This is a genomic window from Micromonospora sp. NPDC023888 (assembly GCF_040639415.1).
GTDB lineage: Bacteria > Actinomycetota > Actinomycetes > Mycobacteriales > Micromonosporaceae > Micromonospora.
Genome location: NZ_JBEZZW010000016.1, coordinates 56,950 through 80,135 on the forward strand (window position 1 = coordinate 56,950; position 23,186 = coordinate 80,135).

Here is a 23,186-nt window from a genome sequence, read left to right on the forward strand (position 1 = left end):
GCCCCGGCGGCGGCCCTCGCAGGGCGCGACCGTAACACCGGCGCGCCGCCGAGCGCCGTCGTCATCACGACAACCGCCGATTGACCGACAGCTCAGCTCTCGGTCTTGATCAGGGGGAACTCCAGCGACCCGGCCGGGCAGAGGAAGGTCAGCACGTCCACCCGGTAGAGCCCGGCCTGCACGGCCGGATCGGCCTCCAGCACGCTGCGGACGTCGTCGACGCTGCCGGTGCGGGCCAGCCCGAACCCGATCGGCGGCTCCGGGTTGCTGGCCGGCCCGTCGATCGAGCCGGCGACCAGGATGATGCCGCCGCGCTGCAACGCCTGCATGTGCTCGGCGTGCTCCGACTGCAACCGCTGCACGGTCTCGGCGGGCAGGACCCGTCCGGCCGCGCCGGGATAGATCACGATGCACTCGTACGTGTCGAGCGCGAAGTTGACAGGCGGCACTCCCGCCATGGGTGCTCCCTCCGCCGTCGCGCCGAACGGCACCGGCCCCGCCAGCGTCGCACGTACACCCGGGTCGTACCTGGCGCTTGCCGGCAACTGGCCCCGGCGGCCGGGTGACGTGTCCGCGCACACAGTCGGCTGACAGGCGGTGTGGCGGCCCATTTCCGGGGGATGATCTACCAATGGCGACAAACATCAGTGAGCAGCCCGCGAAGGCGTCCGGCACGTACCGGATCGGCGGAGACGTCACCGTCAACCGGCTCGGTTACGGGGCGATGCAGATCACCGGCCCAGGTGTCTGGGGTGACCCGAAGGACCCGGCGGAGGCGGTCCGGGTGCTGCGCCGGGCCGTCGAGCTGGGCGTGACGTTCATCGACACCGCCGACTCGTACGGGCCGTTCGTCTCGGAGCTGCTGATCCGCGAGGCCCTGCACCCGTACGCCGACGACCTGGTGATCGCGACCAAGGCCGGGCTGACCCGTTCCGGCCCCGGCGACTGGCGGCCGGTGGGCCGCCCGGAGTATCTGCGCCAGCAGTGTGAGCTGAGCCTGCGCCACCTCGGCCTGGACACGATTCCGCTCTACCAGTTGCACCGGATCGACTCGAAGGTGCCACTCGCCGATCAGCTCGGCGAGCTGGCGCTGTTGCGGCAGGAGGGCAAGATCCGGCACATCGGGCTGTCCGAGGTGAGCGTGGCGCAGATCGAGGAGTCGCGCGCGATCACCACGATCGCCTCCGTGCAGAACCTGTACAACCTCGCCAACCGCAGCGCCGAGGACGTACTTGAGTACTGCGAGCGCAACGACCTCGCGTTCATCCCGTGGTTCCCGATCGCCACCGGTGAGCTGGCCCGCCCGGGCGGCCCGCTGGACGCCATCTCCACCGCGCACGGCGCGTCGCCCGCGCAGCTCGCGCTGGCCTGGCTGCTGCGCCGCTCGCCGGTGATGCTGCCGATCCCCGGTACGTCCTCGGTGGCCCACCTGGAGGAGAACGTGGGCGCGGCCGACGTGCGGCTCACCGACGACGAGTTCGAGTCGCTGGCCAAGGCGAGCTGACCCGCCGGTGCGGACGCCGCCGGTGTCAGTCGGCGGCGTCCGGACCGGGCTCCCGGGCGGCCCGCAGCGCCTCGGTCGCCTGGGCCAGCAGGCGAGCCGAATCGGTGCGGCCACTCACCTGTAGTTCCACCTCGGTGTCCCCGGCCTGGATCCGGATGCTGGCCTCGGTGCGCTGCTGGTCGACCCAGGACTGCAACAGGTTGAACAGACCCGGGAGCAGCCCCTGGGCCAGCACCGCGATGATCACCGCGTCGCTGAAGCCCGGCCGCCCCCCGCCGCCACCGGCCTGCCGGACCACCGGCCGGTATTGCGGGTTGCGGTGGATCCAGTCGAGCAGGGCGACCGGCGGCGGCTGCCGGTGTCGCGGACTGATGGTCAGCCGGACGGGGTGTCGCGCGGCGGTGTCGCTGTCGGTCACGGTGTCTCCCGGTCAGTTGGCGGCGGGGCGGAAGGCGATGGTGTCCCCGTCGGCGGTGGCGACGCCCGCGACGGTGAACTCGTCCTCGTCCGTGAACGGTGTGCTGGTGCCGAAGTAGGTGGTGGTGCCGCTGACCTGCACCTTGCCCTCGGCCTCGGTCGGGGTGGCGACCTGCGCGCTGGCCGGGCCGGTCAGTTCGACGGTGATCTGCGGGTACTCCAGGATCTTCCAGGTGACCTTCTGCGCGGAGCCCCCGTAGTAGCGGAACGGGCAGCCCGGCGGCGCGACGACCGTCTGCTTGGCGCACTCGTCCAACCAGGCGCGTACCCGGGCCTCGACGGCCTCGCCGGCCGCCGGCTTGAGCACCGGGGCCAGTTGCAGGGTCGCCGAGCCCTGCCCCGGGCCGACCGCCACGGTCTCGCTCGGTGTCTCGCTGAGCGCGCTGGCCGGGCCGGTCGCGGTGTACTCACCGGGCAGCAGCACCAGTGCGGGGCCCTCGGCGGCGCCCGGCAGCGCCACACCGTTGAGCTGCGCCCCGGGGCCGGCGATCGGGCTGTCGAGCGGGGTCAGCCCGCCGCTCACCCGCCAGCCGTGGAAGAGCCCGAGGGTGGCCTCCTCGTCGCGGCGCAGGTCGACGGTTGTGGTGCGCCGCTCGCCGGCCAACCGGTACGTCACGGTGGCGGTGGCGCTGTCGCCGTCACGGTCCAGCTTGGTGATCTCGACGTCGGTCGGTGGCCGGTAGCCGTCGCCGCGCAGCAGTTGGGCGAGCAGCTTGCGGTCGGTGCCACCGCTCTGGTCGCTCAGGAAGCCGAGCGCGGCGTCGCTGTCCCGGTCGGCGAGCGCGGAGAAGTATCCGTCGACGGTCGCCTGCGGTCGGAAGAACGCCCACTGCACCACGCCGAGCCCGCCGGTGCCGACGCAGGCCACCAGCATGAGGGCGCCGACCAGCAGCCAGGTGCGGCGGGTGCCGACCGGGCCGGAGTGGCCGAACAGCCGCTCGGCGGTGACGGGCTCGTCCGCTCCGGCGGGCACCCCGGCGACCGACGCCCGCTCCAGCGCGTCGAGCCGGAGTTCGTGCGGCGGGTGGGTGGCGCAGACCGCCTCGTCCCAGCCGCTGCGGCCGGTCTCGAAGGACAGCCGCCGCTCCAGGACGCGCCGCATCCCGTCGACGTGCCCGGTGAGCACGGCGCCGAGGTCGGCCCGGTACTCGGCCGCCCGCACGTCGCGGGCGTGCAGCGGCAGCACCACGTAGCGCATGGTGAGCAGCACCGGCCAGAAGAACAGGAAGACCACGAAGTTGGTGCCCGGGTGCGGGAACGTCCGCATCAACCAGGTCGGCAGGGCGTGCGCGAGGGTCAGCGGCAGGCCGACACCACGGACGAAGGCGCTGGTGATCTCGTCGCCGGTGCGCCAGTGCACCAGCTCGTGGCTGAGCAGCGCGGCGACCTCGTCGTCCGGCTCGGTCAGCACGGCGGTGGTGACCACCACGTGCCGCGCGTACGTGCGGGCGTTGCTCAGGACCGGGTCGTCCTCCATCAGCAGCCGGGGCACGCTGGGCAGGCCGAGCCGCCGGGCGCACTCGTCAAGCACGGGACGCAGCCGCGCGTACTCCCGGCGGCTGGGCTGACGGGCACCGGAGACCACCAGCAGGCGCGGTTCGAGCAGCACCCGGTAGAGGGTGTACAGCACCCCGATCAGCGCCGCCGCGACGACAGTGCCGACCAGACCGGTGACCACTGTGAACACCCCGTCGTCGGCGCCCAGCCAGGGCACCACCAGCACGGCGAGGAAGCCGATCAGGAACCCGGCGGCGAAGCCGGTCACGCCGCCGAGCACCCCGCCGGAGCGGGTCAGGAACGCCTCCAGCAGGGAGCCGATGAGCGGGGCGTCGCGCAGCATCTGGGGCACCTGGTCGTCGGCGCCCAACGCGCCGGCGAAGAGCCCGGTGACGCCGAGGACGAGACCGCCCCAGAACGCCAGGAGCAGCGCGACCGGCAGGTAGAACCAGGTGGCGACGAACGCGCCGAGCACGCCCCGCCAGTCGCGCAGGATCCCGGCGCGCAGCCAGACCAGCGCGCTGGGGTAGCCGGGCGGCCGGTCGGCGAAGCCACCGGTGGGCGGCGGTGATTCGCTCGTCGGCGGTTCGGCCGCCCGGACGTCGAGCTGCGGCACGGTCGGCGGGGTGCTCTCCGGCGGCACGGTGTGCGGCTCGGTCATGCGCGCTGCTCCTCTGGGACGACACGTCTGTCCGGATTGGACGGCGGCAGCAGGCTATCGAGCACGTCTGATGTCCGGCACCCCCTTTCCCAGGATCGTCGCCCACCCGACATTCACCGTCGCGCGCCCGTGCGGGTGGTCGGGTCGGGACCACCCGCACGGAACGGTTCAGAGCGCGAGGCAGTTGGGTCGCACCGGGCCGTCCACCAGGGCGCCGCGCACGATGGTGTACGCCGTGCCGTCGAGCACCAGGCCGAGGTGCCCCACCACCCGCAGCGGGCAGTACGCCTGGATCAGCACGTTCGTCGCGCCGTCGCTGACGGCGGCGTTCCCGGTCGGCCGGACCAGCTCGTCCTGCACAGTGCGGACGGTGGTGTAGCGCACCGCGCCCGGGGTGTCGTCGCCGGCGTTGAGGTCGGTGAGGATCGCCGAGCCGATGGCCATCTGTTGGCAGGCCACGACGCCGGCGCAGCTGCCCAGGCCGAGGAACGCCGCGATGGTGGCGACGTAGGTGCCGTACTGCGGCGTGCCCAGGCTGACGTAGCGACCGACGGTGGCGGTGCCGCCGAGCCGCTTGAGGTAGTAGCGGCTGACCAGGCCGCCTTCGGAGTGGGCGACGACGTCCACTGTCGCCGCTCCGGTGCTGGCGCGTACCTGGTCGACGTAGCCGGCGAAGGCGCGGGCGGAGGTCGGGATGTCGCCGAGGCCCAGCCCCGGCAGCGGGTAGACGTAGGCGCGGTAGCCGTCGGCGCGCAGCCGGGCGGCCAGCGGCTGGTACGCGACGGCGACGCCGCTGAGCCCACCGACCACGATCACCGGGTTGGCCGCGGCGGCGGCAGGGACGGCGGGCGCGGCGGCCCTGGCCGGGGTGGGATCGGTGGGGGTGGCGGCGGTCGCCGTGCCGGCGGACGCGAACAGGGCGGCGGTGACGAGGAACCCGACGAGGGCGGTCTTTCGGAGCAGCATGGCTGCACCTCCGGGGGGAGGCACCCGGCGTACCGGGCAGGTGGGTGGGGGTGTCCGGTCGACCGTGCGACGATCATCCCCGCAACAATTCAGAAACGTCAATGACTTGTTACGCGCGGGTAACCCGTTGTTCCACCGACGGGGCAAACCGGCAAATCGCCGCACTCCACATCGGACCGGCAGCCCGAGGCGCACCCGCGGACGGCGACGGCGAATGTCATGCTGTGGCCGTGGTCGCCGACGAACCTCCCGAGCGCCAGTTACGGGTGATGCCGTGGTGGCTGGTGCTGGTGGGCCTGCTTGTCGCCGCCGCTTTGGGCTGGCTGGTGCTCGGCCTGCTGCTCACCGAGGCCGACCGGGCCAGCCAGCCGGATACCCGCGCCACGCTGCGCATCGACGCGATCCGCACCGGCCTGACCGTGGTCGCCGGCACCGGCGGAGGGCTCGCCCTGCTGCTGGCCGCCCGCCGCCAGTGGATCGCCGAACGCGCACAACGGCACCAGGAGAGCGTCGCCGCCCGCGACCAGACGCACCGGGACCGGGTGCAGGCGCACGCCGAGTCGGTCGCCGAGGCCGCGCAACGCCAGCAGGACCGGCAGTCCGCGGCGGCCGAGCACGACGCCGCGGAGCGCCGGCTGACCGAGCTCTACACCCGGGCCGTCGAGCTGCTCGGCAACGACAGCGCGGCGGTACGCCTCGGCGGGCTGCACGCCCTGGAGCGCCTCGGTCAGGACAATCCGGGGCAGCGCCCGACGATCACGGCGGTGCTCTGCGCGTACCTGCGGATGCCGGCGCCGGACGGCGAGCCGCGCGAGACGGAGGTCCGGCGCACCGCGCAGCGCGTGCTCACCCGGCACCTGCGCGCGGACGACCCGACCCACTGGCCGGAGCTGACGCTCGACCTGACCGGTGCCACGCTCGTCGACTTCGACGCCACGGGCTGCACGCTCATCGACGCGAACTTCACGGCGGCGGCCTTCACCGGCACGACCACCTTCGCGGGCGCGACGGCGCGGGGGCGTCTCCTGCTCGGGGCGGCGACCTTCGGCGACGTGGCCTTCGAGGGGCTGACGGCCGAGGGTGAGGTCCTGCTGGACGGCGCCCGCGTCGGCGGGCCGGCCAGCTTCGACGGAGCCGCGTTCACCGGCGGCCTGTCCTGCCGCCGGTCCACCTTCGCCGGCCAGGCCTCATTCCGCCGGACGGCATTCGGTCAGCCGACCAGCTTCGACGCGACCCGCTTCGAGGACGCCGTCACCTTCCAGGAGGCCGTCTTCGACGGCGCGCTGTCGATGGAGCACACCGAGTTCGGCCGGACGGTCAACTTCCACTCCGCCCGCTTCCGGAACATGGCGTTGTTCCGCTGGACGGTGTTCGGGGCGGAGGCGCTGTTCGACCGGGCCCGCTTCACCGATGCCGCGAACTTCGGCCGGGCCCGGTTCCACAGCATGACCAGCTTCCGCGACGCACAGTTCAGCCGGCCACCGCAGGTCGAGCAGGCCCGGGCGGTGGCCGACCTGGGTCACCGCTGGCCGGCGGGCGTGTGGCTGGAGCCGCTCGACGACGAGTGGCTGCTGCTCGTCGGCCACTGACGCCGGTCAGCGGGCGGCGGCGCGCAATCCGTCCAGGGCCACGCCGAGCACCCGGTCGCGTTGCTCGGGCGACGGGAACTGCGCCATGGTGAGGCCGCTGATCAGGCGCACCACGTCGTCGAAGCCGACGTCGGCACGGACCGCGCCGGCACCCTGGGCGCGGCGCATCAGCGGCTCGCCGGCGGCGTAGATCTCCGTCCGGCAACTGGTGAAGATCTCCGAGTCGTGCAGCAGTTGCTCGGCGAGCGCCCGCTTGGTGGCGACGTACGCGACGAATCGGTGCAGCCAGGCGACGAGCGCGTCCCACGGGGGCAACTCGGCGAGGTCCTCGGCCGAGCGGCTCAGCGCCCGGACCTCCTCCACGTAGACGGCCTCGAAGAGGTGCCGTCGGCTGGGGAAGTTGCGGTAGAGCGTGCCGATGCCGACCCCGGCCCGCCGGGCCACGTCCTCCAGGGAGGCGGCGGCGCCGTTCTCGGCGAACGCCTCGCGTGCCGCCGCGATCAGGGCGTCGTAGTTACGCCGCGCATCGGCCCGCTTGGGCCGCTGGGCGAAGACCTCGGGCGCCTGCCCCGCGCTGGTCATGACGTGCGTCACCTCACCCTGGTTGCATCCGGAGGCAACCCTCCGCTAGCTTAGTGGAGGCACCCCTCCGGAACCCCCGGAGGCCTGCCTCCGGTTAGCTTACCTCGGGATCCGCCCGATCGCCGCCTGGCCACCCGATCGCCCGGACCCGACACACCCTGCCCGTCCCGGACGACGGGCGACAAACCTCTTCCCGTACGTACTCAGGGAGTTCTCTCTCGTGGCAGTAACCTCCCGACGCAGCTCGCGCCGGCTCACCTTCACCGTGCTCGCGGCCGGTGCCGGGTTCTTCGCGATGCTCCAGTCGCTGATCACCCCGGTGCTACCCACCATCCAGCAGGATCTGCACACCTCCCAGAACACCGTGACCTGGGTCCTGACCGCCTACCTGCTCTCCGCGTCGATCTTCACGCCGATCCTCGGACGGGTCGGCGACATGGTCGGCAAGGAACGGATGCTCGTCGTCTCGCTCGCCGCGCTCGCGCTCGGCTGCCTGCTGGCCGCCATCGCGCCGAACATCGGCGTCCTCATCCTCGCCCGGGTCGTCCAGGGCATCGGCGGAGCGGTCTTCCCGCTCTCGTTCGGCATCATCCGCGACGAGTTCCCGGCCGCGCGGGTCTCCACGGCCGTGGCCGCCATCTCGGCGATCGTCGCCGTCGGCGGTGGCCTGGGCATCGTGCTGGCCGGTCCGATCGTCACCACGCTCGACTACCGCTGGCTGTTCTGGATCCCGATGGTCGTGGTCGGGCTGACCGCCGTGGCCGCCCACCTGTTCGTCCCCGAGTCGCCGGTCCGTACCCCCGGGCGCATCGACTGGCGCGCCACAGTGCTGCTCTCCGGCTGGCTGGTGGCGCTGCTGCTGCCGATCAGCCAGGGCGCGGCGTGGGGCTGGACCTCCACCCGGGTGCTCGGTCTGCTGGCGCTCGCCGTGGTGCTGCTGGCCGGCTGGCTGGTCGCCGAACTGCGGTCGAAGAATCCCCTCATCGACATGCGGATGATGCGCCTGCCCGGAGTCTGGACCACCAACCTGGTCGCCCTGCTCTACGGCGCGTCGATGTTCTCCGTGTACGCGTTCCTCCCGCAGTTCGTGCAGACCCCGACCGCCGCCGGCTACGGCTTCGGGGCGAGCATCAGCCAGGCCGGTCTGCTCATGCTGCCGATGCTCGTCGCGATGTTCGTCGCCGGTCTCGTCGCGGGCCGACTCCAGGCCGTCTTCAGCGCCAAGGCGCAGCTCGCCACCGGTGCCGCGTTCAACGTGGCCGCCTCGGCGATGCTCGCCGCCGCGCACGACACCCGCTGGGAGGTCGCCATCGCCGGCGGCCTGGTCGGCCTCGGCATCGGTCTGGCCTTCGCGTCGATGGCCAACCTGATCGTCGCCAGCGTGCCGGCCAGCCAGACCGGCGTGGCGACCGGCATGAACGCCAACATCCGCACCATCGGAGGCGCGATCGGCGCCGCAGTGGTCAGCGGCGTGATCACCGCCCACCCGCAGGCGAACGGCCTGCCCCGGGAGGCCGGCTTCACCACCGGGTTTCTCGTTCTCACGGCCATCGCCCTGGCCGCCGCGCTCGCGGCCTTCGCCGTCCCGTCCGCCCGGCGGGCGTCGGCCGGTCGCCGGCCGTCCACCGCGACGATCGTCGAGTCGGAGCTAGCCGGCGAGTTCGCCACCATGCCCGCGACCCGCTGACCATCCGACGGGCGATCACGATCGAGGCAGCAACTTCGGTGAAGTTGCTGCCTCGTCGCGTCGGCAGGCAGCACTTGCTGCGATCGTGAGCCTGGAGCGCAACGCGCCCCAGGCTCCGTGGTCTTCAGGGCCTGCGGGAGTACGCTGGCCGCTCTCCCGTCCACCACTCCCCTGCTTCAGGATGCCGCCATGCCCGAACTGCTGACCGTCGAACGCATCGAGGAAATCGGTTCGCTGGGCTCCACCAGCCCGGACCCGGCCGCGCTGGTCGCCGAGCTGGTGAGCGCGGTCGACGAGGGGCGGGTCGCCGACCCCGACGACACCGGGTTCGCCCTGCTGGTCGCCGCGGACATCCTGGAGCAGGCGGGCGACCTGGCCGACGCGCTCGCGCTGGCCACCCGCGCCATCGCCGAACAACCCGACGAGGACGCGTACGCCCGGTCGGTGCGCGGCGGTCTGCTGCTACGCCTCGGCCGCGAGGACGAGGGCATGGCCGAGCTGACCGCCCTGCGCCCACTGTTGGAGACCAATCCCAACGCCACCTACCTGGTCGAGGAACTGGCCGAAGCTGGCCACCCCGACCTGGCGGTGGAGTGGCTGACCGGGGCGCTGGACGCGATCCTGGCACGCACCCGGGACCAGCAGCACGAATCCGAGGACGCCCAGGACGAGGCGGCGGCCATGATCTACGGGCTGACCCAGCGGCGGCACAACCTGCGCGAGGAGCTGGGCCTGCCGCACGACGAGTACGACAACCTCGCCGACCGGCTGCGCGCCGCCAGCAACCACGCGCTCGACGCGCTCGACGACGGGCCCGCGACGCTGCTGTTCTGGCCGCAGGCGGAGTTCGACGCGCTGCTGCTGCGCTGGCCCACGCTCGTCGAGAGCTACCCCGCGACCTGGGACGAGCACCGCGCCCAGACCGAGCGGGCCCTTGTCGACGCGTCCGGGGTGGGCGGGGTCGACCTGGGCGTGGTCGTCGGCTCCGTCGCCGGGTTGGCGGCCTTCGCCGAACGCGAGGGCAGCGACCCCACCGACGAGGAAACCCTGGACGAGTACGCCGACTCACTCACCGGGCCCGACCTCCGGGCCTGGCCACCCGGCCGCAACGACGCCTGCTGGTGCGGATCGGGCGCCAAGTACAAGAAGTGCTGCCTGCCGCGTTCACGCGGCTGACCGGTCAGGAGGCTTCGCGGAGGCGCAGGTCGGCCAGCCACACCTCGGCCAGGTCGCTGAGCGGGACGCCGAGGACCTCACTGAGGCAGACCACAGTGCCGAACGCGGGCGCCGGGAGCCGGCCCACCTCGATCTTGCGGAGCGTCTCCGGCGAGATGCCGGCCGCCAGGGCCACCTCGACGAGGGGGCGGCCACCCCGCGCGACCCGAAGCGCCGCCCCGAGACGTTGGCCCGCGGCGATCTGCGCGGGTGTGAGCGGTGGGCGAACCATGTGAGCAGGATAGATCTGCCCTGGCGGACCAGCAACGTCATCCGCGCGGACACACCGAGGCGTGGTATAAATATACCGCTACGGACAGGAAGGGTTGGTCGTGATCGAGCTTAAGTCCCCCGAGGAAATCCAACGGATGGCCGTGACCGGCCAGTTCGTCGGCGAGTTGCTGGCGGAGCTGCGCGAGGTCGCCGCCGTCGGGGTCAACCTGATGGACCTCGAACACCACGCCCGCCGCCGGATCAAGGAGCGGGGCGCCGAGTCCTGCTACTGGGACTACGCGCCGTCGTTCGGCCGCGGCCCGTTCCGCAACGTCCTGTGCCTCTCGGTCAACGACGCCGTACTGCACGGCCTGCCGCACGACTACACCCTGCGCGACGGTGATCTGTTGAGCATCGACATGGCGGTCGGGATCGACGGCTGGGTCGCCGACTCCGCGCTGTCCGTCGCCGTCGGCACCCCCACCCCGGACGACCTCAAGCTGATCGAGGCCACCGAGGTCGCGCTGGTCGCCGCGATCGACGCCGCGCAGCCGGGCAACCAGCTCGGCGACGTCTCCGCCGCCATCGGCGAGGTCGCCCACCGCTACGGCTACCGGGTCAACAACGAGTTCGGCGGGCACGGCATCGGCCGCACCATGCACGAGGCCCCACACGTCGCCAACAGCGGCCGCCCCGGCCGGGGCATGACGCTCAAGCCCGGCCTGACGATCGCGATCGAGCCGTGGTTCTGCCACAGCACCGACAAGATCAAATTTGACGAGGACGGGTGGACGATCCGGTCCGCGGACGGCTCACGCACCGCCCACTCCGAGCACACCGTCGCGATCACCGAGGCCGGCCCCCAGGTGCTGACCACCCGCCCCGGTCACGACGCCCGGCCGGCCAACCGCAGTGGACAGTCCGCCGCCACATCCTGAGCGGCACGTCTTCGCGGCCTAGGCACGGTCGGCGAGGCAACCGGCGGTCCGGCACAATGCCTCGAAAGCGCCCAGCACGTCTCGGAGTCCGGAACGGGGCCCGGCCCCGCCTCCGGCCCGACCCACTGCCGGGCAGGGCCGACAGAGGAGACATGCCGTGACGGCGCAGGAGCAGCACGAGACGATCGAGGACAGCCCGGTCGAGTGGGTCGCCGAGCACATCCGGCGCTACGTGGAGACCGACGGCGCCGACGGCGACACCTTTCACGGCGTACCGTCGCTGCTGCTCACCACGCGCGGACGCCGAACGGGCAAACTGCGCCGCACCGCGCTGATGTACGGCCGCGACGGCGACAACCACCTCCTGGTGGCCTCCAACGGGGGCGCCAGCAAGCACCCCGCCTGGTATCTGAACCTGAGCGCCGACCCCACCGTGGAGGTGCAGGTCGGCGCGGAGCGGTTCGCCGGTCGGGCCCGGACGGCGACGGCCGAGGAACGGGTCCGGCTGTGGCCGGTGATGACGAAGGTCTTCCCGACCTACGCCCGCTACCAGCAGAGCACCGCCCGCGAGATTCCCCTCATCGTCATCGAACGAGCGCCCTAGCCAGGAAGCGGATGACCGGAAGGTCCCCGCCATCGCCGTACGCCTTGACCTCGCTGGTCAGCACCGAGGTGTCGTGCTCCAGGACAGCCTTCAAGGTGGCTGCAAGCTCGACCCGACCGACAACTACGCCAGTACGCCAACTCCTGCCAGTCCTCACCCCAGGTGGACAGCACCGCGCAGGCGGGACGTTCGAGCAGTCGGTGCAGCACCGGTCGGTCGTCCAGATCGTCCAACACGGCCAGGGCCGCGGCCGCGACTACCGCCGGCACCCCGAACCGGACCCCGTCCTGGGCGACCGAGCGGATGGGTTCGGCGACGTCCACGGATGATCCAGCCACGTAGGCGAGCAGCGCGGACCGGTTTAATATCAGCCGGACCCACGGCCTCGGGATCCGTCATGACTCCGGGGCCTGGCTGCCGGAGCCGTCGAGATCGCCGCTGCCGCGCGGCGGGGACGGTCCCGCAGCGCCGCACGTCGACCAGGTGACCACTCCTGCTCGACCTGAGCACGTTGAGCCCTGGCGCGGGCCTGCCCCTCCGCTGCCACGGGCATGCTCCGGCGGGCCAACTCGGCGTCAAGATCTTCGGCACGCAGCCCGTGCTCGGATGGGTCGACCACCTACGTGCTGGTGTTGGGCTCACCCTCCAAGCGCTCCGCCACATCTTGCGGATGCGAGAACGACTTCTTGGTCACCGATCCGGTAATAGCAGGAAACGCATCTATCGCACCGCCCCTGGACAGCGACCCGCGCATCACCTGCGGTCGTTTCGGAACGCGCTGCGCCTACTGTCCGCCTTCAAGCAGACCTCGGGACAGTGCGTCCGCCCGTACGTCGAACAGAGGAACTAGTTTGTCGCCTCGCCGGACCTTCCAAGCGCTCCATCCGTTGATGGCGCCCTTGCCGGTCACCATCGCACCGGCCGGGGAGGGGGACTCAAATCGCTCGCCGCTGTTCAGCACGATCTGGCCGGTCTCGCCAATCCGCGCGGTGTACTGGACACGCTTGTAGCTGAGAACTAGCTCGTCGTTGACATTGATTGCACCCGCCGCAACCAATCGAGCCACCGTAACGCCGCCGAAATATGCGCGGGTCCGGCGGGAAACCGCAGCTGGTACTCGTTGAGCAGGCAGGACGGTGTCCGCATCTGCATTTCGGGCCCCGGCCGCTACTGCGGGTGGAAGAATAAGATGGAGCTGCCCCGGATCCCAAATAATCTCGCATAACCGCTCATAAAGCTGCTGCCGCAGCTGGATCGCATCCATGTCGAACCGGGCTATCGGATGAAGGAGCTTCTCCAGTCGATGTTTCTTGACGACTCCTTCAGTGAACGGCTTGTTGCGTTCCCGGGTAACTTTGTGCAGCGAAGCGACCAGGTGGTTTTGTCCACGGTACCACTCAATCTTCTGCTCATAAGGGGCATCCTGATAGCTGGCGTTGTGGGACTTCCTCAACAGGAGCAGCGCTCCCAATCGGTTGCGCTGCACACGGAAAGCCGACTCGGTCTTCACCTCTGGCTGGTGCCGTTCAAATTTGTTCGCCCAAATATGCTCGATCTCGCACGGTTCGTCTTTGTCCAGATAACGGGGCATCTCGTTGGGTCGGCCGCATTCAGTCTCAACGAACGCCGTCAGACGGGCCAGCAAATAGCGAACCTGCGCTCGATTATCCGGTCGCAGGCCATATTGCCTAACTCCGGTGAAATCGACGTCCAGCTGAGATACCTGGCGTCCGAGAATCTTCGCGACGCTGTCGATATCACGGCTATCACGAAGGTCAAAGATTATCGGCAATAACACGTCATGCAGGTCATCCGGCTTGCTGATCCTGTTGTTTACGACCATCCGAACGAAGACTAGGTCAAGGTAGGCGGAGACCAAGAAGGCCTTTTCCCGGAATTGCGCGTCCGTGTCGTCCGGATCGATCGCGGCAAGCAGCAGTGGGAGTTGATCGATCTCGTTCCGAGCATTGTAGAAAACCGGCTCCAGCCCAGGCTCAAGTACATTCATTGCTGCGGTTAATGATGCGTAGCGCCGGGACATGCGTACGAGATCGTGCTCGATGAAGCGCGCAAAGTCTGGCGCGTACTGCAAACCCATCCGTAAGGCAGAGTTTTCCTGAACCCAACCGTGGAACGACACGGTGATATCTGTCATCTCAGCTGCGTTCTGCGCGTACTTCCCGATCAGTAGCGCTTGAAGGAACTTCGCGGCCGCTTGGGGGACACGGTTGTCGATCCTCGCGAGGACATTACTCCAGGCGTCGCCCAGCCGGGGAAGATTGTCAACATTGCTGGCACGCCGCAGAAGGTAGCTCTTCAGCAAGTCCGCTGGGCCAAGCTGCACCCCTCGGTCGTTCATCGTCTCGAATATTTCCCAGCCCTGGCGACGCTCGATGGCATTGATGCCTACCAGGCAAACGCGGTTGAGCAGCCAATGAATGAACAGCGGCAGGGCCTCATCCCGAATCGACTCAGGAAGCAGCTCATCCAGTTCCTGGCTGCGCTCATATAGGTTGATGACCGAAGGGCCGGCATCCGGCGGCAACGTGTAGGGCTTGTCCTCGAAGATCGCTTCCAGCACCGGGGAGCGCTCATCTGACCGAATCGCGTAGGCGCGCTCTCCATATGCAGTGCCGGCGATCAGAGGCTCCAGAGCGGCGATGTCGTTTTGATACTCGCTGCGGCTAGCTTCAATAGCCAATCGCCGGAGGTGCAAGAGCAACAAGTGCAGGGTGGTGATCCGTTGCTGGCCGTCGACGAGCGCTGCGAGATCCTCGTCCCGGTAGTAAACAAATGGCCCGAGAAAGTACGGCTGGTAGCGCCTGGCCTCCCGCCGTTGATGACCCGGGGTCCAATCCTCGGCGAAGTGGCGTGTCAAGTCGTCGATCAGCGCCTTGACGTCTTTACGGCCCCAACTATACTCGCGCTGGTACGGGTCGAGACGGAATTGGAATTGGCTGAATAGCTGTTGGATCGTGAAGCCATCACCTCGGATCGGTGCCTCAGGCATGCCACCACCTCCACCACTTCAGGTTCCCATCATGGACGTTCACCTTGCATCCAACTTCGACGACCGCGTGATAAGTGCCTCCGCGATCGCCGCGAATTCGCGCAGCGCCGCCTCTAGGTCCTCGACGATCTCCTGTGCGATCACCTCCGGCGGCAGTAGCGCGTCGGCGTCCTCTAGAGAGGCGTCCTTGAGCCAGGTGATGTCGAGGTTCACCTTGTCGCGAGCGATTAATTCGTCGTAGGAGAAGGACCTGAACCGCTCGGTTTCGACCCGCTCGGTGCGGTCCTTGCCCGGGATATAACAGTCGACGAAATCTTGAAGGTGTTCGCGACGCAGCGGATTCTGTTTGAGGGTAAAGTGCTGGTTGGTGCGGAAGTCGTACACCCAAAGCTTTTGGGTCCACGGCTCCTCGCGGGCGCGCTTACGCTCGAAGAAGAGCACATTGGCCTTCACACCGCCGGCGTAGAAGATGCCGGTGGGCAGGCGCAGCATGGTGTGCAGGTCGTACTGCTTGAGCAGCCGGCGGCGGATCGTCTCCCCCGCACCGCCCTCGAAGAGCACGTTGTCCGGCAGGACGACCGCGGCCCGGCCGTCAATCTCCAACAGCGAAGCGATGTGCTGGACGAAGTTGAGCTGCTTGTTGGCGGTCGTGGCCCAGAAGTCGTTCCGCTCGATCTCCCGCTCCTCGCGGGTGGAACGGCCCCCCTCGCCAACCATCCGGATCGAGGAGCTGCGACCGAACGGCGGGTTAGCGAGGACAAGGCTGTAGCGGCGCTCCGGCTCCTTACCTAACGCATCCCTGATAGCAATCAGTGAGTCACCACTAGGCGTGCCGATACCGTGCAGCAGCATGTTCATCGCAGCCAGCCTGGCGGTGCCATCAACCAGTTCAGTGCCGGTGATCGCGCCATTGGCAAGCCGGCGGCGCTGGTCCGGTGTCAGTGCGCTGCCATGTTGTCGCTGGATGTAGTCGAACGCGGCGAGCAGGAAGCCGCCCGTCCCGCACGCCGGGTCGGTGATCGTGTCGTCAGGGGTGGGTTGCATGCAGTCGACCATCGCGGCAGTCAGCGCGCGCGGAGTGAAGTATTGGCCGGCACCAGACTTGGCATCCTCGGCACCCTTTGCCAGAAGCTCTTCGTAGGCGTCGCCCTTGACGTCGACGCCCGCCTGCGACCACTGCTCCTTGTCGATAAGGTCGACGATCAGCCGCTTGAGCTTCGCCGGGTCCTGGATCTTGTTCTGCGCCTTGCGGAAGATTGTGCCGAGCGTGCCGTCCTCCCGGGCCAGGCCGGTGAGAATGCTCCGGTACTGCACCTCCAAGGCGTTGCCCTCGGTGTCGAGTAGGGTCTGCCAACTCAACTCGTCGGGCACGATCTGCTCAGGTCGGATCGATCGACTGGCCCGCTCGTCGGCCATCTTGAGAAAAAGGAGGAACGTTAACTGCTCGACGTAATCAATAGTCGAAACGCCGTCGTCGCGCAGAACGTCGCAGTAGTTCCACAGCTTCTGCACCAACCGGCGCGAATCCACAGTGGTCACAGCGGCAATTCCTCCTGCTGATAGTCTTTCCCAATCACCCTGATCGGCGGAGCGGCCAGCTCTATTTGGGTACGTCGAGAGCGCGCCTTCTGACTCGGCGGTGCGGCGGCCCGTCTGGCTCGGATCAGCGCCAACGAATCCGAGGCCGGCTCAGCATTCGGATCTTGCGCCACGAGCCGCCCCGCAAATGCTTCAGCAAGTATCGAAACGCGCAGGGCGGCTGCCCGTCGTTCGCTTCGATCTGCCGCCGCCGAAAGCCGATCGAGGCCTGCCATCAACTCCTCGGTCCGGCTGACTATTTCCCTCTGTTGGGCGAGCGGCGGAATCGGGAATTCGACCGCCTTGAAGCGACCTACCGATAGGTGCGCGATGTTGGTGGTGATACGCACCTCTTGGGTGAACCGGCCTGCGTGCATGTGGCGACGGAAAACCAGAAGCGCCCACTCCGGATCGATGCCGTCAGCGGCCCGAAACCGTAGGAGGCTATTCGTGAATGCCACCTCCGCAGGAACTCCGCGATACATGGCTGGCCGCCCCAACAACTCAGGACTCTGCCCCTCGTTCAGGAGAATATCGCCTTCTCGAAGCCGGAACTTCTCGAACACAGACGGAGGAAAATCCATCTCCATGAGATCAGAGGTATCGATTCGGTCCTCGAAAACGTTCGCGACGCGCAGGTAGGATCGCATGTTCGGACCCTGGTGCCAGTCAGGATGCCGCTGCCGGCCAAGATCGACACGTCCTGCCTCGGCGACGGAGCGGACAGACCAACCCTCGCGCCCCCGAATCGGGACAGCCTCGATCAGCACTCTCCTCCTGAGGTTTCTTAGTCGACGCTTTGCTACTCGCACCGATCGGATTGCCACTTCCAACCGGGAGAATCGGTTCTCAAGCGCGGCAACGATGGCACGCTGCTCCACGAGGGGCGGCAGCGGGATGAGCCAGGAGGATAGGCGAGCGGCACCGATATGGTGGATTCCGACGCCGCGCGAGTGCTCCACAAATGCGCCTCGAAGCGCCTCGAAGCGCAAGAAGTGGAGCAGGTAATGAGGATCAGGGCCGTAGCTGCGGACGCGGAGCAACGTGTTTTGGATACAGCAATCCTCGATCTCGCCGTTCCAGATGGCTGGCTTACCGACTTCGCCCGGACTGCCAGACGCCTCGGCAAGGACAATGTCGCCCGGCTGCAGTCGGTATACCTTCGCTTCCTCATCCGTGAAGTTCATAGACTTCACGTCATCAAGTTTGAGGCCATTCCAGTCCACGTTGGCTGCACGGAGGTATGGACGCATGTGGTCGCCAGTATGATTCTTCGGCGACCGTTGACGGCCGAGGCGGACTTCAGCGACCTCGTCAAGCCTTGCTCTCGTCCATCCCGATGGCAGTTCGGTCACGCGGACAGCTCCTGATTTAGCTGGTGAAGCAGCGGCTCGGCTCTCTTTCCGAACGCGCCCGCGTACCCATCGATCCCACCTCGTTCACTGAACGGCGCGCCCTCCAAGTCGTCCAGGGTGATCTCCACGCTGACCGCTATCACGTCCTTGATCCTCTCCAGCCACCATGCCTGATCGGCAGTGAACGTAGCGCCCGCCTGTTCCTGCCGGAGCAGCCACCCACGGAAGCGCTCCTCGACGAGGCTGCGGTACGGGCGCAGATCCTGATCGAGTCCCAACTCATAGCGGATGAGGCTGACAAGATCGGTCACTCCCCTGGTGCCGGTCGCCTCCGCGGTGCGGCCAAGCAGCACGTACGACTTCCACAGCGACTCCGGTGTCCACGCCTGCGGCGGCCGCGCAATCCGCGCCGCCAACTCCTTGAGCTGGTCGTATCCGACTCTCCCCCGCCCTTCAAAGAAGACCTGCAACGCGGTGATCTCGTCGCGGTGCTCCTCCAGATAGTCGTGCCAGCTCTTCACGGTGACCTGGGCACGTTCCTCAGGCGGCACGCCGGCTGCCGAGATGAGCTTGTCGGCGTTCACCTCGTCGATGGTGATGTCGTGCGCCCGGCGAATCTCCAGGATGCGTTCGCGCAGTGCCGGGTTCGCGGCGAGCGGGCGCAGCGCGCCGGTTAGCAGGTCGCGTACGGCGTCCGGGCCAGCTTCCTTGGCCGGGTTGAGCTGTTCGGGGGCGACCGCGTCGACCAGGCCACGCACGATGCCGGTCAACGGCTGGTCGGCGAGGTCGGCCAACTCGGCGCGTTCGTCATCGGTCAACTGCTGCTCCAGCCTGGCCAGCCGGGCGGCGAGGGTAGCGACCTCGTCTGGGTCGGCGGTCAGGGTGCCGGCCTTCTTCAGCAGGTCGCGCAGCGAGATCTGCCGTTCGGTGTGCCGTTGCAGCGGCACCGCCTCGTCGAGGTCCGCTTCGGTGACGCCCACCGCGTCGACGATGACGAACCGGTCCTTCACCGCCGCGTCCGGCGTGACGGCCTGGAACTCGGCAGCGTCGATGGTCCGAGCGCCACGACCCTTCATCTGCTCGAAGTAGGTGGCGCTGCGCACTGGCCGGAGGAAGAAGACGCACTCCAGCGGCCGGACGTCGGTGCCGGTGGCGATCATGTCGACGGTCACCGCGATACGCAGCTCCGGGCTGTTGCGGAACGCCTGGATGAGGGTGTCCGGGTTGTCGCCACCTTTGCGGGAGGCGTAGGTGATCTTCGCGGCGAAGTCGTTGCCCCGCCCGAAGACCACCCTGACCATCTGCACGATTTCCTCGGCGTGGTTGTCGTCCCGGGCGAAGATCAGCGTCTTGGGCACAGTCTTCCGCCCGGGAAAGATCTCGGTGAAGAGCTTCTCCCGGAACGTATCCAGCACCAGCCTCAGCTGCCCCTTCGAGATCACCGACCGGCCGACCTGGTTTCCGCCGTACGTGAAGTCGTCCTCCAACTCCTGGTAGCGCTCGGCCCGGGTGCGGCGGTCGCGTAGCGGCACGACAGTGCCGGCCTCGATGTCCGCGCCCTTCTCGGTGATCTCCGTTTTGATGCGGTACACGTCGAAGCTGACGTTGACGCCGTCGGCGACTGCCTGCTCGTAGGTGTACTCGGAGACCAGGTTCTGCTGAAAGAAGCCCAGCGTCTGCTTGACCGGCGTGGCGGTCAGCCCAACCACGAACGCGTCAAAGTACTCGATGACGGCCCGCCACTTGCCGTAGATCGAACGGTGGCACTCGTCGACCACGATCAGGTCGAACGTCTCCGGCGGAAGCAGCCGGTTGTAGGTGACGTCGACCGGCTCATCCAGCTCGTAGTCGTCGTACGCCCGATCGTCGAAATCCGCGTCTGGCAGTTCGTCGCCGCGCAGCGCCCCGTACAGCCGCTGGATGGTGGAGATCACCACGTTCGAGGAGTCGAGCATCCCGGCACCGGAGAGCCGATCGACGTTGTACAGCTCGGTGAACTTCCGCCCGTCGTCCGGGGTTTGGTAGCCCGCATACTCCCGCAGCGTCTGCTTGCCGAGGTTGTTACGGTCGACCAGGAACAGGATGCGCGCGGCGCGGGCGTGCTTCAGCAGCCGGTAGCTACTGGTGACCGCCGTGAACGTCTTGCCAGCGCCCGTGGCCATCTGGATCAGCGACCGCGGATGATCCTCGGCGAGGGAGCGTTCCAGCCCGTCGATGGCGTCCACCTGGGCAGGCCGCAAGCCGAGCCGGTCCAGCGCGGGCATCCGCCGCAGCCGCGCCCGCAACGTCGGTGCCGCCGGGTCGTCGTCGGCCTCCCGCATCCACCGCGCGAACGTCTCGGGCCGATGAAAGGCAAAAACCTCACGGGTACGCGGGAACGGGTCGAGCCGGTTGACGAAGGCGGTCTCGGTGCCCGTGGCGACGTAGCCGAAGGGCAGCGGATCGTTCCTGTGCCATGCGGCGAGCTTCTGCTCGGCGGTGAGCCCGTTGAGGTAGCGGTCGAGCTGCGCCTCGACACCGCGTGGCGCGGTCCCCTCCCGCTTGGCCTCGATGACGCCGACCAGCCGCTGGTTGACGTAGAGCAGGTAGTCGGCCCGACCAGTCGCCAGGGTCACCTCCCGCACGGCGACGCCGTTGCCGGCCCAGAGGTTGATCTGGCTCTCGTCCTGGACGACCCAGCCGGCGGCGCGCAACTGCCGGTCGATCTCGGCGCGGGTCTGGATCTCGTTGAGCGGTTCGTGCGAGGCACGACGGGCGCGGGCGATGAACTCCTCGCGACGAGCGGCCGAGACCTTGGCCGTCGCCTTGCTGTCCAGTGCCGCCTGCTCCGCCTCCGCCGCCGACGTGAGGCTCGCTACCAGCGCAGCGGCCTGATCGCGGCGGGCGTCGGCATCGCGGACGGCGCGATCCGCGGCGACCATCGCATCCGCCTGCGCCTGCGCCAGCGACGCCTTGCCCTCCAGCAGGAGCTTGGTCTGCGCCAGTTCGTCCTTGTAGCGCTGAATCTCCGCTTGGAGCCCGTCGGCGATGCTCTGCGACACATGCTGAGGCGGCGGGGAGGGCGGCACGAAACCGAGCGGAGTCCGGTCACCGGTCAGGGCCCGATGAAACCAGACCCCCAGCTCGAAGCAGGTCCGGAGCATGTCCAGCGCCGCACGCACCTCACCCAGGTGATCGTGTACGGCCTTGTTGCCCTGATCCCGGAGACGGTCGAACGCGTGGTACGTCTCCGCCACGAGCGTGCCGTCGCCATACAGGGCCTGAACCCGGTGGTAGAAGTCGTTCTTCTGCGGCTTCGCGCCGGTGCGCCGCACGAGATCCTTGGCCATCTCGTCGCCGAAGGCGCGGATCTTGAACATCGCGGCCTGCGCGTCGACATAGACGAGTAGCTCAGCGCCCGCGCCGTACCAGACCAGCAGCGGGTGTTCCTTGAGGAACCCGAAGTTGGCGGACTGCTCTGCCAGACGTTGTACCTGTCGAGGATCCAAGACACTCCACGTGGCTAGCCTGCGGTGAACACGTCAGGATAGGGACGATTACCGCTCTGCACAGCCCGCACCACGGGCGGTGACAGCTTTCCGACAGCAGCAACCCGGATCAACGTGGGAAGTTGATCGGCCTCGCCGTCCACACCGGACCAGCGGCGCACCGCGGCTCCGTTCCATGCGCGGCACGCATTCATCGGGCTCCCGCGCCCGCCTCGGGGGCCACAACTGCTGCAATCCTTTGCGTGATCGTCTGCAAGGTGCCCTGAGGGAGGCGTTCCCGGTCGATCAGCACGTTGACGGCCACACCAGGCACCGCCAGCCAAAACGCCTCGCTGGCGCCGATGAAACCGACAGTCCCGCCGTGCTGGAACTCGGTAAGGGCCCAGTCGGCGGGATCGCGCTCGTAAAACTCGGCCAGGAAGTCGTACAGCTCGCCGAGGGTGCCCAGCCGGTCGCCTTGGAGCACGTGTACCCGCAAGTCGACTCGGTGGCCGTCCTCAAACTGGCGCTCCCAAACGCGCGTGGCGAACGTGACGTCCTCCCACTCGGAGGCGAAGTCCGAAACCAGGTCACCGATGTCCGGCGACAGATAGCCGATGTGGAAGCCGTCCAGCTCGCCGCCTTCCGGGCAAGCGAGTCAGACATGCCGGTCACCCCGCCGACTCAATGGCCGCCTCCACCTTGTCCAGGTAGTTGAACCACCACTCCCCCTTACTCTTCGGGCGAGCGGACAGGAGACTCGCGGCCACAACGAATGCGAGGACGACTGCGCTGCCGACTGGCAGCACGCCCGACAATGCTCGACCGGTCACAACGGCGCTGAGGAAGGCCTCGACCTCAGGGGTTGTCGCCGAGCTCCACGCTTCTCCCTCGGCGACCTCAACAGCCAACTGCTGGATCTGCTCGGGCGATGGCTTGCCGCCGCAGATGTCAGCGCTGACGAAGGCCGAGATGGCGGCGAGCAACTCCAAGGCGGACTGCCGCGTTGGTCCGTCGGAAAATGCCTTGAGCGCCTCATCAAATTCAACCGGCCGCCGCTTGACGGCCCAGTGCAACGTGTCGCGGACGAGCTGCTCTACTCGCTCATCGATCTTCAACGGATCCTCCGTCATCTTGCGATCTCGCTTTGTAGGCCTTGAGGGAGCCCCAGGTAGCCACGGCGCCGAGAACGACGCCGGCTACCGCCTTTGGAAGAGCTGGCAAGAACTCTGAGACCGTCGCCCACGCTGTTGCCGCTGCTGACCCGCCAACAGCAATCGCCTCCGGGCCAACACTCCTGCGTTTCGTGGGCGGCGGTGCGTCCCGGCCCTCTCGGCTTCGAGCCTCACGTCGCCCGTCGCGGTTCGGCAACGCCGGCACTAGTCGTGGGACCGCAGGTCGCAAGGCGATGCCGGCGGCCGCGGGTGGATGGTGGGTTGTGCTACCACCACCCGTGGTCAGTTTCCCAGTGCTCGGACCTTGGCGATCGTCTCCTGTACGTGCTGCTTGGCCGGGTCGCCGCCCTGGGACGCCTGCGCGAGCGCCTGACGGTACGCATCGATCATGCCGACCAACGGACCGGCGGCCACACCCTCCAGCGCACCGGCGACGAGCGCCCGCGCCTCCGCCGCGTCCTGGGCTGCCGCTGCGGTCTTGGCCTTCGCCTCGTCAAGCTTCTGCGACGCCGCCGCCAACCTCGCGATGATCTGTGCTGCACTCACGCGCGCCCTCCCCCTGGTCGACCATCGCCTCCACCACCGCACCGATGGAGACCACCTGGGAGCGTACGAGATTCGCGCACCCAGCGCGACCGCGTGATCGCTCTCGCGCTACGAGGAGGCAG

General features: G+C 68.5%; 20 protein-coding genes and 1 pseudogene. 7 read left to right on the plus strand and 14 right to left on the minus strand.

Annotated features, from left to right (window positions below; translation table 11 throughout):
• Positions 1–92 precede the first annotated feature (92 nt).
• Positions 93–458, minus strand: coding sequence for a YciI family protein (locus AB0F61_RS16735; RefSeq protein WP_357810000.1), 366 nt, complete (start codon positions 456–458; stop codon positions 93–95).
• On the opposite strand from AB0F61_RS16735, the gene AB0F61_RS16740 reads away from it, so the two are divergent.
• Both AB0F61_RS16740 and AB0F61_RS16745 read left to right on the plus strand, forming a co-directional pair.
• Positions 457–591, plus strand: coding sequence for a hypothetical protein (locus tag AB0F61_RS16740; RefSeq protein WP_357810003.1), 135 nt, complete (start codon positions 457–459; stop codon positions 589–591). The genes AB0F61_RS16735 and AB0F61_RS16740 overlap by 2 nt on opposite strands.
• A gap of 40 nt (positions 592–631) precedes the next feature.
• Complete coding sequence (locus tag AB0F61_RS16745) at positions 632–1,504, plus strand: aldo/keto reductase (RefSeq protein ID WP_357810006.1); 873 nt, start codon at positions 632–634, stop codon at positions 1,502–1,504.
• A gap of 25 nt (positions 1,505–1,529) precedes the next feature.
• Here AB0F61_RS16745 and AB0F61_RS16750 read toward each other — a convergent pair whose 3' ends face one another.
• The 3 genes from AB0F61_RS16750 to AB0F61_RS16760 form a co-directional block, all read right to left on the minus strand.
• A complete protein-coding gene (locus AB0F61_RS16750) occupies positions 1,530–1,922 on the minus strand; it encodes a hypothetical protein (RefSeq protein WP_357810009.1) in 393 nt (130 codons plus the stop codon).
• A gap of 12 nt (positions 1,923–1,934) precedes the next feature.
• Positions 1,935–4,139: a M48 family metalloprotease gene (locus tag AB0F61_RS16755; RefSeq protein ID WP_357810012.1), complete on the minus strand. Its 2,205-nt coding sequence runs from the start codon at positions 4,137–4,139 to the stop codon at positions 1,935–1,937.
• Between the two features lie 168 nt (positions 4,140–4,307).
• Positions 4,308–5,105 (minus strand): alpha/beta fold hydrolase, encoded by a 798-nt coding sequence (locus tag AB0F61_RS16760; RefSeq protein WP_357810016.1) that lies wholly within the window; start codon positions 5,103–5,105, stop codon positions 4,308–4,310.
• A 230-nt stretch (positions 5,106–5,335) separates the two neighbouring features.
• Between AB0F61_RS16760 and AB0F61_RS16765 the strand changes: the two genes are divergently transcribed.
• Entirely contained in the window at positions 5,336–6,694 is a 1,359-nt protein-coding gene (locus tag AB0F61_RS16765) for a pentapeptide repeat-containing protein (protein WP_357810019.1), read from the plus strand.
• Between the two features lie 6 nt (positions 6,695–6,700).
• On the opposite strand, the gene AB0F61_RS16770 is transcribed toward AB0F61_RS16765, so the two are convergent.
• Positions 6,701–7,276 carry a helix-turn-helix domain-containing protein gene (locus tag AB0F61_RS16770; protein WP_357810022.1) on the minus strand — a complete coding sequence of 192 codons (576 nt, stop codon included), beginning with the start codon at positions 7,274–7,276 and terminating at the stop codon, positions 6,701–6,703.
• Between the two features lie 220 nt (positions 7,277–7,496).
• Here AB0F61_RS16770 and AB0F61_RS16775 point away from each other — a divergent pair, with 220 nt between their 5' ends.
• Positions 7,497–8,963 carry an MFS transporter gene (locus tag AB0F61_RS16775; protein ID WP_357810025.1) on the plus strand — a complete coding sequence of 489 codons (1,467 nt, stop codon included), beginning with the start codon at positions 7,497–7,499 and terminating at the stop codon, positions 8,961–8,963.
• A 189-nt stretch (positions 8,964–9,152) separates the two neighbouring features.
• Positions 9,153–10,139 (plus strand): SEC-C domain-containing protein, encoded by a 987-nt coding sequence (locus AB0F61_RS16780; protein ID WP_357810027.1) that lies wholly within the window; start codon positions 9,153–9,155, stop codon positions 10,137–10,139.
• Between the two features lie 4 nt (positions 10,140–10,143).
• On the opposite strand, the gene AB0F61_RS16785 is transcribed toward AB0F61_RS16780, so the two are convergent.
• Complete coding sequence (locus tag AB0F61_RS16785; RefSeq protein WP_357810029.1) at positions 10,144–10,410, minus strand: helix-turn-helix transcriptional regulator; 267 nt, start codon at positions 10,408–10,410, stop codon at positions 10,144–10,146.
• Positions 10,411–10,510: 100 nt separating this feature from the next.
• Here AB0F61_RS16785 and map point away from each other — a divergent pair, with 100 nt between their 5' ends.
• The gene (gene map, locus AB0F61_RS16790; protein ID WP_357810033.1) at positions 10,511–11,329 is read left to right on the plus strand and encodes a type I methionyl aminopeptidase; all 819 of its coding nucleotides are present in this window, start codon (positions 10,511–10,513) and stop codon (positions 11,327–11,329) included.
• 157 nt (positions 11,330–11,486) lie between these two features.
• Complete coding sequence (locus tag AB0F61_RS16795; RefSeq protein ID WP_357810035.1) at positions 11,487–11,933, plus strand: nitroreductase family deazaflavin-dependent oxidoreductase; 447 nt, start codon at positions 11,487–11,489, stop codon at positions 11,931–11,933.
• On the opposite strand, the pseudogene AB0F61_RS16800 reads toward AB0F61_RS16795, so the two are convergent.
• The 8 genes and pseudogenes from AB0F61_RS16800 to AB0F61_RS16835 form a co-directional block, all read right to left on the minus strand.
• Positions 11,914–12,325: pseudogene (locus AB0F61_RS16800) on the minus strand (hypothetical protein). The gene AB0F61_RS16795 and the pseudogene AB0F61_RS16800 sit on opposite strands and share 20 nt — an antisense overlap.
• A gap of 392 nt (positions 12,326–12,717) precedes the next feature.
• Positions 12,718–14,943: a DUF262 domain-containing protein gene (locus tag AB0F61_RS16805; protein WP_357810038.1), complete on the minus strand. Its 2,226-nt coding sequence runs from the start codon at positions 14,941–14,943 to the stop codon at positions 12,718–12,720.
• A gap of 39 nt (positions 14,944–14,982) precedes the next feature.
• Positions 14,983–16,482 carry a class I SAM-dependent DNA methyltransferase gene (locus AB0F61_RS16810; RefSeq protein ID WP_357810042.1) on the minus strand — a complete coding sequence of 500 codons (1,500 nt, stop codon included), beginning with the start codon at positions 16,480–16,482 and terminating at the stop codon, positions 14,983–14,985.
• Positions 16,479–17,876, minus strand: coding sequence for a restriction endonuclease subunit S (locus AB0F61_RS16815; RefSeq protein WP_357810045.1), 1,398 nt, complete (start codon positions 17,874–17,876; stop codon positions 16,479–16,481). Before AB0F61_RS16815 ends, AB0F61_RS16810 begins: the two co-directional genes overlap by 4 nt.
• Positions 17,873–21,364 (minus strand): DEAD/DEAH box helicase family protein, encoded by a 3,492-nt coding sequence (locus AB0F61_RS16820; RefSeq protein WP_357810047.1) that lies wholly within the window; start codon positions 21,362–21,364, stop codon positions 17,873–17,875. The genes AB0F61_RS16815 and AB0F61_RS16820 overlap by 4 nt, the downstream gene beginning before the upstream one ends.
• 190 nt (positions 21,365–21,554) lie before the next feature.
• On the minus strand, positions 21,555–21,842 hold the full coding sequence (locus AB0F61_RS16825) for a hypothetical protein (protein WP_357810050.1): 288 nt from the start codon (positions 21,840–21,842) through the stop codon (positions 21,555–21,557).
• Positions 21,843–22,014: 172 nt separating this feature from the next.
• The gene (locus tag AB0F61_RS16830) at positions 22,015–22,476 is read right to left on the minus strand and encodes a hypothetical protein (RefSeq protein WP_357810052.1); all 462 of its coding nucleotides are present in this window, start codon (positions 22,474–22,476) and stop codon (positions 22,015–22,017) included.
• A gap of 324 nt (positions 22,477–22,800) precedes the next feature.
• Entirely contained in the window at positions 22,801–23,064 is a 264-nt protein-coding gene (locus AB0F61_RS16835) for a DUF6244 family protein (RefSeq protein WP_088949318.1), read from the minus strand.
• Between the last annotated feature and the right edge of the window lie 122 nt (positions 23,065–23,186).

Bases quoted from the DNA above. Each gene is read 5' to 3' on its own strand.
- AB0F61_RS16740 (WP_357810003.1), top strand. From the start codon at position 457: ATGGGTGCTCCCTCCGCCGTCGCGCCGAACGGCACCGGCCCCGCCAGC.
- AB0F61_RS16755 (WP_357810012.1), bottom strand. From the start codon at position 4,139: ATGACCGAGCCGCACACCGTGCCGCCGGAGAGCACCCCGCCGACCGTG.
- AB0F61_RS16760 (WP_357810016.1), bottom strand. From the start codon at position 5,105: ATGCTGCTCCGAAAGACCGCCCTCGTCGGGTTCCTCGTCACCGCCGCC.
- AB0F61_RS16735 (WP_357810000.1), bottom strand. From the start codon at position 458: ATGGCGGGAGTGCCGCCTGTCAACTTCGCGCTCGACACGTACGAGTGC.
- AB0F61_RS16785 (WP_357810029.1), bottom strand. From the start codon at position 10,410: ATGGTTCGCCCACCGCTCACACCCGCGCAGATCGCCGCGGGCCAACGT.
- AB0F61_RS16770 (WP_357810022.1), bottom strand. From the start codon at position 7,276: ATGACCAGCGCGGGGCAGGCGCCCGAGGTCTTCGCCCAGCGGCCCAAG.
- AB0F61_RS16805 (WP_357810038.1), bottom strand. From the start codon at position 14,943: ATGCCTGAGGCACCGATCCGAGGTGATGGCTTCACGATCCAACAGCTA.
- AB0F61_RS16745 (WP_357810006.1), top strand. From the start codon at position 632: ATGGCGACAAACATCAGTGAGCAGCCCGCGAAGGCGTCCGGCACGTAC.
- AB0F61_RS16780 (WP_357810027.1), top strand. From the start codon at position 9,153: ATGCCCGAACTGCTGACCGTCGAACGCATCGAGGAAATCGGTTCGCTG.
- AB0F61_RS16830 (WP_357810052.1), bottom strand. From the start codon at position 22,476: ATGACGGAGGATCCGTTGAAGATCGATGAGCGAGTAGAGCAGCTCGTC.